A 13,385-nucleotide genomic window follows, 5' to 3' on the forward strand; every position below is an offset into this window, starting at 1 on the left:
GCAGACTACGCTGACCGGTGTGAGCTCATCCGAACCACCCGAGGACACCGGGAACCTTTCTTCAGGACCGGCCGATCCGGCAGCAGATCGCTACAGCGAGCGTCTGTGGGTGCCCCTGTGGTGGTGGCCGGCCGCCGCTGTGGTGACCGCCGTGGCCGGATACGAGATCCAGCTCTCGGCGCATCGCTCGTCGTGGAGCTTCGTCGGCTATATCGCCGTGGGCCTGCTGTGCGCATTACTGCTGTGGTCGATGGGCCGGACCCAGGTCAGGGTGAGCGCCGACGGCGTGTTGCACGCCGGAAAGGCACAACTGCCCAACTCGGTGATCGCGCGCGGCGCGAGTATCCCCGCATCGGCGAAGAGCGCTGCTCTCGGCCGCCAGCTCGACCCGGCGGCGTATCTGGTCCACCACGCGTGGATCAAGACGATGGTGTTACTGGTGTTGGACGACCCCGACGATCCCACGCCGTACTGGCTGGTGTCGACGCGTCATCCCGAGCAGGTTCTGGCCGCACTCGGCATCCCTGATGCCAGCGCGACCGACGCCGTGAACCCACAGCGCTCGGACCACGAACAGGGCTGAGCCTGGGACGTCCGAGCTGCACGGAGAGACCTCAGACGAGGTCTCTCCGGGTACCGCTCAGTGCAGGTGCCGGTGTCCGGCACGACGTAGAGCCCTCAGGCGCAGTCGACGCAAATGAGCGAACTGCCGTTCTCGCGGGCGAGACGACTGCGGTGGTACACGAGGAAGCAGCTGCTGCAGGTAAACTCGTCAGCCTGCTTGGGGATCACACGGACCGACAGCTCCTCACCGGAGAGGTCGGCACCCGGGAGCTCGAACGATTCCGCGGTGTCGGTTTCGTCGACATCCACCGCGGAGGACTGGGCCTCACTGCGGCGAGCCTTCAGCTCTTCGAGCGAGTCCTCGTTCAGATCTTCGGTCTCCGTACGCCGTGGCGCGTCGTAATCAGTAGCCATTGTGTGCCTTACTTGGTTGGAGTGGGAGCCGAGGTGGACTGGCTTGTGGCCGGTCGACCAATGAGCACGATGCCTTGCCGGGGGACTGTTTTCGCCGACGTCACAACAACTCGTGGCGCCTGCAATTCGTTACCCGCGACCGAACAGATTTATGTGATGTGCGTCACATAAGCCGTGGCTTGTCCGACCTCTGTCGAGGACGGGGCGCCCGAACTGTAGTGCATCGCTTGTCCGCGGTCAACATCACGTGTACGCCGATTCATTCCCCGACTTCGGTGAAACGCTCGACTCGCGCAGGCGGCACCTTGCCCACACGCACGTGTCGACGCTCTACAGTGAAGCTCATGCCGCTCGCCGCGCGATGAGCGCGGGCGTGCGTCGACGAGAGAAGGAGCAGGTCACCGGTGGTCTCGAGGATTACGGTTGGTTACCCCACCGACGACAAGGGACGGCCTTATCGACGTCGGCACGCGAGACCCGCCGTCATCGTCGCGGTCATCCTGCTCGTCGTCGGCGTGATCGCGTGGGCTGTCGCGCTGTCGAAGTCGACGGCGGATGCCACCCCCACCAGTTGCAATCAACCGACCCCCGCCAGCTCGTCCGTCGCAGCACCGCCCGCGGCGAACGGTCCCGCTGCACCGTCGGCGAAGACACCGAAACTGACCGTCGTCAGTCGTGACGACATGCTCGAGGTCGCTCCCGCGGCGCTGTCGACCTTCCAGGTGCGCGTATTGAACGCGTCGACGGAGCGCGGTGAAGCCCAGACGGTCTCCGACGATCTGACAGCGCAGGGTTTCAACCCCGTTCCCGACGGCGCGTACGCCGACGACGCCCTCTACCCCAACCACGACCTCGACTGTGTGGCGCAGATCCGATTCGGTCCCGCGGGCAAGGCGGCCGCGGCGTCGGTCTGGATCGCGATCCCGTGTGCCGAACTCGTCGACGACGGCCGCACGGGCACCTCCGTCGACGTCGCACTCGGCCAGTACTACAAGGCACGCGAGCAGTCACAGGACACACAGGCCGCCCTCGAAGCGCTTCGGTCGGCCGATCCTCAGAACCCCAAGACAGGCGCCGACCCGGGCGTCGTGCGGGCAGTTCACGCCCAATCCTGTTGATCTGAGGGGAGATTCAGCGCCGTCAGGTGCGAGGCCGGCCTGGGGTCGACGCCGTGAGGGGTGCCAGCGCACCGATCTCATCGAGGAGTCCGAAGAATTCGTCGGCAATTCCCGGCGCGACCGCCACGGTGGCGTCGCCGTCGGCCGATCGGGACTCCGGCGGAGGCGTGCGCACCACCGCTCCCGCCTCGGCGGCGACGAGCGCTCCGGCGGCCCAGTCCCACGGACTCAGACCGTGCTCGATATGTGCGTCCACAGCCCCGGACGCGACCATGCACAGATCGAGGGCCGCTGCGCCGACGCGTCGGAGATCACGCACGCGCGGCAGAAGCCGTGCCATGAGTTGGCCCTGCGCACGCCGACGGTCGACGTCGTAGCCGAATCCTGTCGCGACGAGCGCCAGGTCGGCGCGCGAGATGGGATTGGCCCGGAGCCGGACACGTTCACCGTCGCGTAGCTCGTACGCGCCGCCTCCCGATGTGGCCGTGTAGACGACGTCGCGCGCGACATCGACGACAGCACCGGCCACCGATCTGCCGTCGATCTGCGCTGCGACGGACACCGCGTACGCGGGAATACCGTAGAGAAAATTGACCGTGCCGTCGATGGGATCGATCACCCATCGCACACCTGACGGCACCTCGACAGTGCCGCCCTCCTCCTCCCCGAGGACGGCGTCGTCCGGGCGCAGTCGGTGCAGGCGCGAGCGGATGAGTTCCTCGGATTCGGTGTCGGCAAGCGTCACGGGATCCGTGGGCGTCGATTTCGTGGACACCGCCGTATTCGAGTCGTCGCCGGTCACCGTCGAAGTTCCGGTGCGACCGAACAACTCCGGGCGACGACGCCGTACGTGGCGAGCCGCATCGGTGGCGACCTCGAGTGCCACTGCGCCGAGCTGTGCCACGTCGACACCGGCGATGGTCGGAATCGTCTCGACTTTCTCGCGTGGGATGTTCACCAGACCATCATGTCAGCCGCCTGTCGCCGGACCGGGTCGGCGCCCGCCGGCCACTCGGCGGTCACGCACTCGTCACCATGCGACACGATTTCCGGCAAGGTCCGCCCGCTTGACCTCACGCGTGGATAGCCTGAATAGCGCACGATTGCGGACACCGCGATCCCCCGAGAGAGGAAGCCGTCATGACCGACTCATCCACCTCCGCGAAGGACTCCGCCGGACCCCGTGCATTCGGAGTCGACGTAGGAGGGTCGGGGATCAAGGGCGGGATCGTCGATCTCACGACGGGCCAGCTGGTCGGTGAACGATACAAGGTGCTCACCCCCCAACCCGCGACGCCCGAGGCTGTCTCGAAAGGTGTTGCCGAGGTGGTCGGCCACTTCAACTGGGAAGGGCCTGTGGGGATCACGCTGCCCGGAGTCATCACCGACGGGACCATGCGCACCGCGGCGAACATCGACAAGGGCTGGATCGGCACCAACACCTACGACCTGTTCAGCAAGGATCTCGGCGGGCGGCCGCTCTCCGTCGTCAATGACGCCGACGCCGCAGGCATGGCCGAAGACGCGCACGGAGCCGGAAGCGGCGTCGACGGCGTGGTCATGCTGTTGACGTTCGGCACGGGCATCGGCTCGGCGATCCTGGTGAATGGCACGCTCGTGCCGAACACCGAGCTCGGACACCTTGTCGTCGGCAAGAAGGAGGCCGAGCACCAGGCGTCGTCTCGCATCAAGGACGAGAAGGGCTGGTCGTACAAGAAGTGGTCGAAGAAGGTCAGCAGGGTTCTCGAGGAATACGAAGCACTGTTCTGGCCGACGTTGTTCATCGCGGGCGGTGGGATCAGCCGTAAGGCCGACAAGTGGATTCCCCTGCTGACCAACGACACCAAGGTGGTCCCGGCGGCCCTGCAGAACACCGCCGGGATCGTCGGCGCGGCGATGGCGGTCGATCAGGGTCTCAGGCCCTGACCCGACCGGCGTCAGTCCCTCTCCCGTGGGGCTGACGCCGATACCCGACACGCCCGCGATGACCGCTTTCGCGGGCGGGCGACAGCCTGCCTGACCTGGCATTTGTCACATTCGGAGTGATGTTGTCGTTACAATGGGTTCCACCGGTGACGATGCACCGAGAAACCAGCCCGATCCGCAGCGGTTCCCCGCTGTGAATCAGCGTGTCAGATTTTGTTCGGAAAGGTTGTACGTGGCAGCCACCCAGACCCGCCAGAGCGACGCCGAAGCCGAGGATTCGACGGCGACGTCGGCCCCGGCTGCAGAGAAGGCAACGCCGAGAAAGACCGCCAAGAAGGCGGCCAAGAAGGCCACTGCTCGTAAGGCTCCCGCCAAGAAGGCCGCGAAGAAGGCCGCCCCCGCGAAGAAGTCGGCCAAGAAGACGACAGGTCCCGCCGACGGCGTCGACGAGGCCGACGGCGCAGAGGATCTCGACGACGGCGGCTCGATCGACGACATCGACGGCCCTGACGCCGAACTCGACGACGTCGAGATCGACGACGAGGATCTCGACGTCGACGACGACGATGTCGAGGATTCCGCCGAAGACGACGAGGACACCGCCGAGGAGACCGAGACTCCGGCGAAGACCACCGCCGGTGCAACACCTCCCGTGGCACCTCCCGCCGACAAGTCCACGAAGGACGCCGACGCGAAGACCGCAGGCGACTTCGTCTGGGACGAGGAAGAATCCGAGGCTCTCCGCCAGGCACGCAAAGATGCCGAGCTCACCGCCTCCGCGGACTCGGTTCGCGCCTATCTCAAGCAGATCGGCAAGGTCGCCCTCCTCAATGCCGAGGAGGAGGTCGAACTCGCCAAGCGTATCGAGGCAGGCCTGTACGCCACGGAGCGTCTCCGCCGGATCATGGAATCCGGTGAGAAGCTCTCGACGGCGCAGAAACGTGACCTGAACTGGATCTCGCGCGACGGAAACCGCGCCAAGAATCACCTGCTCGAGGCGAACCTCCGCCTCGTCGTCTCGCTGGCCAAGCGCTACACCGGCCGTGGCATGGCCTTCCTGGACCTCATCCAGGAGGGCAACCTCGGTCTCATCCGCGCCGTCGAGAAGTTCGACTACACCAAGGGCTACAAATTCTCGACGTACGCCACCTGGTGGATTCGACAGGCGATCACGCGCGCCATGGCCGACCAGGCCCGCACGATCCGCATCCCCGTGCACATGGTGGAGGTCATCAACAAGCTCGGACGCATCCAGCGTGAGCTGCTGCAGGATCTCGGCCGCGAGCCGACACCCGAAGAGCTCGCGAAGGAAATGGACATCACACCCGAGAAGGTGTTGGAGATCCAGCAGTACGCGCGTGAGCCCATTTCCCTCGACCAGACGATCGGTGACGAGGGCGACTCGCAGCTCGGCGACTTCATCGAAGACTCCGAGGCCGTTGTCGCGGTCGACGCGGTCAGTTTCACACTCCTGCAGGACCAGTTGCAGTCGGTGCTCGAGACCCTGTCCGAGCGTGAGGCCGGTGTGGTTCGCCTGCGCTTCGGCCTCACCGACGGGCAACCGCGGACGCTCGACGAGATCGGACAGGTCTACGGCGTGACCCGCGAGCGTATCCGCCAGATCGAGTCGAAGACCATGTCCAAGCTGCGCCACCCGAGCCGGTCACAGGTCCTGCGCGACTACCTCGACTGAGAAACCTCAGTCGACGGCTCGGTTCTGAATCCGGGCGAGTCCTAGCGGCTCGCCCGGCCCTCACCGAAGGGCGGGAACCTGCCGTCGGCGCCACGCGGATAGCTGGTTTCCTCGACGACGGCTGTCAGCGGAAGAGGACCGTACAGGTGCGGGAATCGCATGTCTGCAGGGTCGTCGGAGGTGCCGGGTTCCCATCGGATCTCATCGTCGATGAGTGCAGTGTCGACGATTAGCGCGACGAGGTCACGTTCATCCTCGTAGAACGGGTTCGCCGGGAGGTGCACCTGCTGCGGAGTGGACAGATGCACGAATCCGACCTCGCTCAGCGAGGGAGGACGCAGCTCGGAGTACTCGGCGCCCCGTGATCGCTGCACAGCCTGCCAGTCCGCATGGGACATCAGGTGGACGAGGTACCGGGTTGCCTGCCGCTCGGTGGATCGCGTCACGGCAGCACCATAGCCACCACGAGTCTCGTCGAACACCGGATGTGAGCCAGATCGCGTCCCACGTAACGGGTTCGTGTTGCCGTGTTGCACCTTGGAGAACCGCTGTTAACGGTGAGTGACGACACACCCGGGAAACCCGCGGAACAATACGAGCATCCCAAACGTCTGACACAGTGAGGTTGACGCATCGTCCGGATGCGTTGGCTCTGAAGGGAAGGCGACCACACAGGCGCCGGACCGGGACGGAGGAAAATGTCTGACATCGCCACCACAACCCCGATCTCCATACCGCTCACTGCTGCCGATCGTTGCGATCGCTGTGGCGCAGCCGCAAAGGTTCGTGCCGTCCTTCCCAAGGGCGGCGAGCTTCTCTTCTGCCGCCACCACTTCAACGAGCACGAGGCGCGACTCGTCGAGCTGAGTGCCACCGTCGAGGAGTCAGCGGGAGAGCTGGTCTAGAGACCGACAGACGTACTCAGAACGCCCCGACCGCCCGATGCGGTCGGGGCGTTCTGTCGTTTCGACTGCGACGGCTCTGGCCGGGGTTCACGTGCCCGTGCCTACCCGCCCTGTGTCAGCGCCACTCTCGCAGTGCCTTGATCCGTTCACGCAGCTGGTCGGCTGTCGCCATCGCCGTGGGAGGCCCGCCCAGCCGGCTGCGCAGTTCGTTGTGCACCATGCCGTGTGGTTTGCCGGTGCGGTGGTGGTGCATCGCCACCAAACCGTTGAGTTCCTTACGCAGCGCGTGCAGGTTCTCCCCCGGGGCCGGCTGAGGGGGCGTCTGGGCAGGGGTGATCTGGGTGACCGTCGACCGTTGCGCCACCTGTTCGGCCTGTTTCTTCCGTAGCAACGCTCGTACCTGATCGGCGTCGAGCAGTCCCGGCAGACCTAGGTAGTCCGACTCCTCGTCGCTGCCGGCGAACGTCGCGGTACCGAACGACGAACCGTCGTAGATCACCTGATCGAGCTCGGCGTCGGCGTGCAGCGACTGGAAGCCCTTTTCCTCCTCGCCCGGTTCGTCCTTCTGCTTGTTCGCGTCGATCAGCAGTGCATCGTCGAGTCCGTCGCTATCGCGATGGGGCTTGCCGAGTACATGGTCGCGTTCGGCTTCCATCTGGCTCGCGAGGTTCAGGAGCACAGGAACCGACGGCAGGAAGACGCTCGCGGTCTCCCCTGGGCGCCGCGATCGCACGAATCGCCCGATCGCCTGCGCGAAGAACAGCGGCGTCGACGCACTCGTCGCGTACACGCCGACCGCAAGCCGCGGCACGTCGACGCCTTCGGACACCATGCGCACAGCGATCATCCACTCGTCGTCGGACTCGGCGAACTGCGAAATGCGCGACGTCGACTTCGGGTCGTCGGACAGGACCAGGACCGGTTTGCGCCCTGTGATCGATTCCAGGAGCTCTGCGTAGTCACGGGCGACCGTCTGATCGGTCGCGATCACCAGCCCTCCGGCGTCGGGGACGCCTGCCGCGCGCAGCTGGCCGAGTCGGGTGTGCGCCGCCTGGAAGACCGAGGGAATCCAGTCGCCGTGGGCGTCGAGCGCGGTTCGCCAGGCGCGTGCGGTCTGTTCGGCCGACAACGGCTCGCCCAGGCGCGCGGTGTACTCCTCGCCTGCGGAGGTCCGCCAACTCGCCTGACCCGAATAGGCGAGGAATACGACCGGCCGCACGACGCCGTCGGCCAGCGCGTCGGCATAGCCGTAGGTGTGGTCGGCACTCGACCGCAGCACGCCGCCCTCCTCCGGCTCGTAGGTGACGAACGGGATGGGCGAGTCGTCGGAGCGGAAAGGTGTTCCGGTCAGCGACAACCGGCGGACAGCGTCGGAAAACGCCTCGCGGATCGCCTCACCCCACGATTTCGCGTCACCACCGTGGTGGATCTCGTCGAGGATCACCAGGGTCCGGCGATTCTCGGTGCGCACCCGGTGCCTCGACGGGTGGGCCGCAACCTGCGCATAGGTCAGTGCGACGCCGTTGTAGTCGGAACTGGTCTGACCGTCGGAGTTGCGGAACCGCGAATCGAGTGCGATGCCGACACGCGCGGCGGCCTGCGCCCACTGATGCTTGAGGTGTTCGGTCGGGGTGACGACGGTGACCTGCTCGACGGTGCGGTCGTCGAGCAGCTCGCGCGCGACGCGGAGTCCGAAGGTCGTTTTTCCGGCGCCGGGAGTCGCCACGGCGAGAAAGTCGGTTGGTCGAGAGGCCAGATACTTCGTCAGCGCCCGCCGCTGCCAGGCACGTAGCGGCGGACCTGCGGGTGTTGCGGACGATTGGGCAGAAGTCACGTAATCAAAGCTCCCGACGGCGCGAAGGCAAGAAACAACCCCTCGGCCAGATGGACGGTGCCGGAACACATTCACTCAGAACACATTCACTCAGAACGCATTCACTCCGAGGGGACTTCACGATCTTAACCGCTGCCCCCGACGCTCCCGACGCCAGACACGTGACACGCGGCGAGGGGTGTGTCGCACGCAACCTCGGGCTATCAGGGATGCTGGACCCATAGCAACCCCACGCCGAAACCCCGTTCCGATGACCGGCGACGACGCCCCGTCGCCGGCCGTCGGGGATCGCACACGCCGGTCACGGCGACGGCCCGCACCGGTGTCGATGGATCTGACCGCGGGACAGGATCGCAGGCCAAGCGACGCCCCACGCGCCCCGAGCCGTGATACCCCGCCGCCGAGCGCCCGCGGTCACGGAGGCGACGAGACATCGGGTTACCGCGACGAGGAAACCGCACCGACGGGCACCGACGACCCGCAGGCCCATCAGCCGCCGCCGCCCGGGCCGCCTGTCCTGCCGAACATCCACCGCGTCGTCTGGCGCACGATCAAGAAGGCGTGGGACGACGGAATCGTCGGCTGGGCCGCACAGGCGGCGTTCTGGCAGGCGCTGTCGTTACCTCCGCTGCTTCTCGGACTCCTCGGCAGCGTCGGCTACATCGCCGGATGGTTCGGCCCCGACACGGTCGAGGTCATCTCGGCACGGATCATCAGCTTCTCCGAACGCACGTTCTCGGCGAGCGTGGTCACCGATCTCATCACCCCGACCGTCGACAACGTGCTCGGCCGCGGCCGTGTCGGCGTGATCTCGATCGGCTTTATCCTGTCGCTGTGGGCGGGTTCGTCGGCCGTGTCGTGCTTCGTCGCCTCGATCGTGCGCGCCCACGACCAGCACGAGGTACGCAATCCGGTGTGGCAGCGGATCTTTGCTCTGCTGCTCTACGTGTGCTTCCTCATCGTCTCGGTATTCCTGCTCCCGCTGGTCGCGCTCGGCCCGAACTACCTGCGCGAGATCGTCCCCGACTCCTGGGACCGCGGAGTGAGCACGCTCATCGACTACGGCTACTTCCCGTTCGTGGCGCTGCTCCTGTTGCTGGTCCTGACGACCCTCTACCACCTGGCGCTGCCCAACCCGCTGCCATGGCACCGGCTCGTCGGAGGCGCGGTGATCGCGGGCATCTTCTTCTGGATCGCCAGCTATGTGCTGCGCATCTATCTCGCGGCGATCACCCGCGCCGGCTACACCTACGGGGCGTTGGCGACACCGATCGCCTTCCTGCTCTTCACGTTCTTCCTCGGCTTCGCCATCGTGATCGGTGCCGAGTTCAACGCCGCAGTGCAGTCATTGTGGCCTGCCAAACCCCCCGCCACCGCGCATGTCCGACACTGGGTTCACGAACAGACCTCGGATATCACCGACCACATCCGGTCGCTTCCCGAGCGCCTCGCCACCGGACCCATCCGCAAGCCACCCCACGGCACCCGACCAGCGCGGGAGGACGAATCGGTGCGCGGGAACGAATCGGGTCGCCGAGACCCGACGAGCAACCACAACGTCGGTCCGCGGAATCACTAGCCGATCACCGGGTCACCAGTCCGTCGCCGTCGGTGCGCACGGCAACTGGCTGGAGTGTCAGTCCTTGCGCATCCGGTTGTAGATCTTCTTGCACTTGGGGCACACCGGCGATCCCGGCTTGGCCGACCTGGTCACCGGAAATGTCTCGCCGCACAGCGCCACCACGTGGTTGCCCATGACCGCACTCTCGGCGATCCTGTCCTTCTTCACGTAGTGGAAAAACTTGGGCCGGTCGTCGTCGCCTCTGTCCGTGGCGTCGGCGTCTGGCCGCTCGTCGGTCTTGGTGTCCGACCATTCGTCGAGGTCGGGCCGCTCGATGGTTTCGGTTGCCATGCGATCCATTGTGCCCCTCACCGCCCGATTCCGGCGCACTGACCCGCGACACGTGCCGACCTGGGACGATTCCCACCGACGCGACACGCCCGAACGCGTCACGTCACGCACGGCCCGTCGGTGCAATCGGGAACCGAAAGTGGAACAGTGGAGACATGCGAACCCACGGAGCGAAGCGCAGTCATGGTTGCCGCTGACGAACCGAGGCGCGATCACTCGTCGTCGGAGACCTTCCTGATCACCGACGCACAGGAATCCCTCGACGACCAGCACAGAGCTCGGGTGCGCAAATATCTGACGCTGATGGCGTTCCGCGTCCCGGCGCTGATCGTGGCAGGCATCGTCTACAGCGCGACCGGGTCGGGCTGGTGGGCGCTGGGCATCGTCGCGTTGTCGATTCCGCTCCCCTGGGTCGCCGTGCTGATCGCCAACGACCGTCCACCCCGCAAGCGCGGCGAAGTCGCCCACTACAAGTACGGCCCGGACCATCGCGTCGTCGGCCCTCAGGCCCTGGGTCCCGAGTCGACCGTGATCGATTCCACCGTCTCCGATCACAGACATCCCCACTGACGTGGCCGTCCCGCTGTCCCCGCTTGCCGCCTGACCGACACCCCGTCTGAGGCGAGACGGCGCGATATCTCAGTCGATTCTCAGTCGCATCGAGTCGCCGGAAACACTGTTCGCGCAGGTCAGCGCGTGAAAGCTCGACACGGAGCCGCGGGAACTTTCATGGAGTGCATGTCGTTGCACTCTATGAACGCACTCGATTAGGAGGCCAGATGTCACGCTCCACCGTCACACGCTCCACCTCGTCCACAGTCGCCACAGACGACGCCACCCCCGCTCGTCCGGCGATGACCGAACAAGATCTCGACGCACAGTCACCTGCGGCAGATCTGGTCCGTGTTTACCTCAACGGCATCGGCCGTACCGCTCTCCTCAACGCCGAGCAGGAAGTCGAACTCGCCAAGCAGATCGAAGCCGGTCTCTACGCCAAGCATGTGCTGGAGAACCGCAAGCGACTGACCGCCGCGAAGAAGCGTGATCTGGCCATCGTCGTCCGTGAGGGCGAGATCGCTCGTGCCCATCTCCTCGAGGCCAACCTGCGGCTCGTGGTGTCGCTTGCCAAGCGCTACACCGGCCGCGGAATGCCGTTGCTCGACCTCATCCAGGAGGGCAACCTCGGACTGATCCGCGCGATGGAGAAGTTCGACTACGCAAAGGGCTTCAAGTTCTCGACATATGCGACCTGGTGGATTCGTCAGGCCATCACCCGCGGAATGGCGGACCAGAGCCGCACCATCCGTCTCCCCGTCCACCTCGTCGAGCAGGTCAACAAGCTGGCACGCATCAAGCGTGAGCTGCATCAGCAACTCGGGCGTGAGGCAACCGACGACGAACTGGCCAACGAATCGGGCATCCCCGCGGAGAAGATCGCGGACCTGCTCGATCACAGCCGCGACCCGGTGAGCCTCGACATGCCGGTCGGTAGCGACGAGGAGGCTCCGCTCGGAGACTTCATCGAGGATGCCGAAGCCACGTCGGCGGAGAGTGCTGTCATCGCGGGTCTGCTGCACTCGGATGTGCGTGCCGTGCTCGCGACGCTCGACGAGCGTGAGCAGCAGGTCATCCGGATGCGCTACGGACTCGACGACGGACAGCCACGCACCCTCGACCAGATCGGCCGCATGTTCGGACTGTCGCGGGAACGCGTCCGTCAGATCGAACGCGAGGTGATGGGCAAGCTTCGCCAGGGCGAGCGTGCCGAGCGCCTGCGCGCCTACGCGAGCTGACCTCGCACTCCTAACTCAGACGTCTCGGTCCGGTGTCCGCCATGGTGGGCACCGGACCGATTCGTATCCGGGCATTGAGAACCGCGGCACCCTCAGGCGAACACAGCACCGGATCCACGACGATCTCGCGGATCTCCGGGATGTCGTCGGCCATCGTCGAGATCCGGATCAGCAGGTCGACGAGTGCTCCCCTGTCGACGGGTGATTCGCCGCGGTAACCGTAAAGCAGCGGCGCCGACCGCGGCTCGTCGATGAGTTCGTCCGCGTCGAGCGCGGTGATGGGGATCGCGCGATACCCGTCGTCGCCCAGTAGCTCGAAGGTTCGTCCCGACAGTCCGAACGAGATCAGCGGCCCGAACGACGGATCGTCGCGCATCCGCACCATCGTGCCGACCCCCTTGGGCGCCATCTTCTGCACGTGCAACATGTCGTCGCCGGTCAACTCGGCCAACTCCGCGAAAGCGGTGACCACGGCCGTGGCGTCCGGCAGATCAAGCCGGGCCCCCTCGCGGTCCAGTCTTCCGCGCCAGGCCGGCGACGTGGCCTTCACCGCAACGGGGAAGCCCAGTTCCCGCGCCGCCGCCGATGCCTCGTGCATTGTCGAGACCTCGCGAAACGGCACCACCGTCACGCCGTACCAGGCCAACAGCCGCGCGGAATCCAGATCGCCGAGGATCACCTCCGAGTCGGAGTCGTCGTCGGAGTCGGGAAGTTCGCTCATCGCCTCGCGCACCCACATCCGTGCCGCCTCGGGGTCGATGCCGTCGGGTCGCTCGACCTCGGACTCCGGTCGTGCGCACCACCGCGCGTACTGCCACGCCCGCGCGAGTGATGCCGCCGCTCGTTCCGGCGACGAGTACGACGGGATCGAGCCGCGTTCGGGCAACCCCGAAGGACCGGGCTTCATCAACCCGGGCGGAATACCCTCGACCGCGAGGAAGGTGGTAACGATCGGTTTGGGGGCGTCGGCATCCGGTGTGTTCGCGCCTGCCATCAGTGCGCGCGCGTGCCAATCGAGGTCGACGGCGACCGGCGGCACGAACACGACGATCACGCTGTCGACCGCCGGGTCAGCCATCGCCTGCGCGACGGCGGTCTCGAACTCGTCTTCGGAAGCGCCCGCACCGAGATCGATCGTCGACTCGACCTCGAGGCCGCCGGACCGCGCGGTGTCGGCGGCGAGGCTGCCGAGTACCGAGGAGTTGCCGATGATGCGGGTCCGTGGG

The 13,385-nt window shown here is 66.1% G+C and carries 14 protein-coding genes; 8 read left to right on the plus strand and 6 right to left on the minus strand.

The genetic code is table 11. The annotated features are described in order from the left end of the window. Positions 1-19: 19 nt before the first annotated feature. Complete coding sequence (locus GOOTI_RS20055) at positions 20-583, plus strand: DUF3093 domain-containing protein (protein ID WP_039994438.1); 564 nt, start codon at positions 20-22, stop codon at positions 581-583. A gap of 95 nt (positions 584-678) precedes the next feature. Here GOOTI_RS20055 and GOOTI_RS20060 read toward each other — a convergent pair whose 3' ends face one another. Further along, positions 679-978, minus strand: coding sequence for a DUF4193 domain-containing protein (locus GOOTI_RS20060; RefSeq protein ID WP_005173015.1), 300 nt, complete (start codon positions 976-978; stop codon positions 679-681). A gap of 404 nt (positions 979-1,382) precedes the next feature. On the opposite strand from GOOTI_RS20060, the gene cei reads away from it, so the two are divergent. Next, on the plus strand, positions 1,383-2,096 hold the full coding sequence (gene cei / locus GOOTI_RS20065) for an envelope integrity protein Cei (RefSeq protein WP_007240438.1): 714 nt from the start codon (positions 1,383-1,385) through the stop codon (positions 2,094-2,096). 22 nt (positions 2,097-2,118) lie between these two features. Here the strand turns inward: cei and GOOTI_RS20070 are convergent, their stop codons facing one another. Further along, positions 2,119-3,054, minus strand: a complete 936-nt coding sequence (locus GOOTI_RS20070; protein WP_007240439.1) for an inositol monophosphatase family protein — start codon at positions 3,052-3,054, stop codon at positions 2,119-2,121. Between the two features lie 182 nt (positions 3,055-3,236). Here GOOTI_RS20070 and ppgK point away from each other — a divergent pair, with 182 nt between their 5' ends. Together ppgK and GOOTI_RS20080 are read left to right on the plus strand one after the other, a co-directional pair. Next, positions 3,237-4,022: a polyphosphate--glucose phosphotransferase gene (gene ppgK / locus GOOTI_RS20075; protein WP_007240440.1), complete on the plus strand. Its 786-nt coding sequence runs from the start codon at positions 3,237-3,239 to the stop codon at positions 4,020-4,022. A gap of 232 nt (positions 4,023-4,254) precedes the next feature. Beyond that, entirely contained in the window at positions 4,255-5,715 is a 1,461-nt protein-coding gene (locus GOOTI_RS20080; RefSeq protein ID WP_007240441.1) for an RNA polymerase sigma factor, read from the plus strand. Between the two features lie 41 nt (positions 5,716-5,756). Here GOOTI_RS20080 and GOOTI_RS20085 read toward each other — a convergent pair whose 3' ends face one another. Beyond that, complete coding sequence (locus GOOTI_RS20085) at positions 5,757-6,197, minus strand: DUF952 domain-containing protein (protein WP_007240442.1); 441 nt, start codon at positions 6,195-6,197, stop codon at positions 5,757-5,759. A 216-nt stretch (positions 6,198-6,413) separates the two neighbouring features. Here GOOTI_RS20085 and GOOTI_RS20090 point away from each other — a divergent pair, with 216 nt between their 5' ends. After that, positions 6,414-6,620: a DUF7455 domain-containing protein gene (locus GOOTI_RS20090; protein WP_005173003.1), complete on the plus strand. Its 207-nt coding sequence runs from the start codon at positions 6,414-6,416 to the stop codon at positions 6,618-6,620. Between the two features lie 115 nt (positions 6,621-6,735). Here the strand turns inward: GOOTI_RS20090 and GOOTI_RS20095 are convergent, their stop codons facing one another. Continuing rightward, positions 6,736-8,454 (minus strand): DEAD/DEAH box helicase, encoded by a 1,719-nt coding sequence (locus tag GOOTI_RS20095; RefSeq protein ID WP_007240443.1) that lies wholly within the window; start codon positions 8,452-8,454, stop codon positions 6,736-6,738. 328 nt (positions 8,455-8,782) lie between these two features. On the opposite strand from GOOTI_RS20095, the gene GOOTI_RS20100 reads away from it, so the two are divergent. Next, positions 8,783-10,033 (plus strand): YihY/virulence factor BrkB family protein, encoded by a 1,251-nt coding sequence (locus GOOTI_RS20100; protein WP_007240444.1) that lies wholly within the window; start codon positions 8,783-8,785, stop codon positions 10,031-10,033. A gap of 57 nt (positions 10,034-10,090) precedes the next feature. On the opposite strand, the gene GOOTI_RS20105 is transcribed toward GOOTI_RS20100, so the two are convergent. Then, complete coding sequence (locus GOOTI_RS20105) at positions 10,091-10,366, minus strand: DUF3039 domain-containing protein (protein WP_039994443.1); 276 nt, start codon at positions 10,364-10,366, stop codon at positions 10,091-10,093. A 183-nt stretch (positions 10,367-10,549) separates the two neighbouring features. Here GOOTI_RS20105 and GOOTI_RS20110 point away from each other — a divergent pair, with 183 nt between their 5' ends. Beyond that, positions 10,550-10,936: a DUF3099 domain-containing protein gene (locus GOOTI_RS20110; RefSeq protein ID WP_007240446.1), complete on the plus strand. Its 387-nt coding sequence runs from the start codon at positions 10,550-10,552 to the stop codon at positions 10,934-10,936. Positions 10,937-11,145: 209 nt separating this feature from the next. Beyond that, on the plus strand, positions 11,146-12,159 hold the full coding sequence (locus GOOTI_RS20115) for a sigma-70 family RNA polymerase sigma factor (protein WP_007240447.1): 1,014 nt from the start codon (positions 11,146-11,148) through the stop codon (positions 12,157-12,159). Positions 12,160-12,169: 10 nt separating this feature from the next. Here GOOTI_RS20115 and GOOTI_RS20120 read toward each other — a convergent pair. Then, positions 12,170-13,385 (minus strand): acetate--CoA ligase family protein (locus tag GOOTI_RS20120; protein WP_007240448.1); only part of this gene is annotated, 1,216 nt, incomplete at its 5' end.

The organism is Gordonia otitidis NBRC 100426, from assembly GCF_000248075.1.
GTDB lineage: Bacteria > Actinomycetota > Actinomycetes > Mycobacteriales > Mycobacteriaceae > Gordonia > Gordonia otitidis.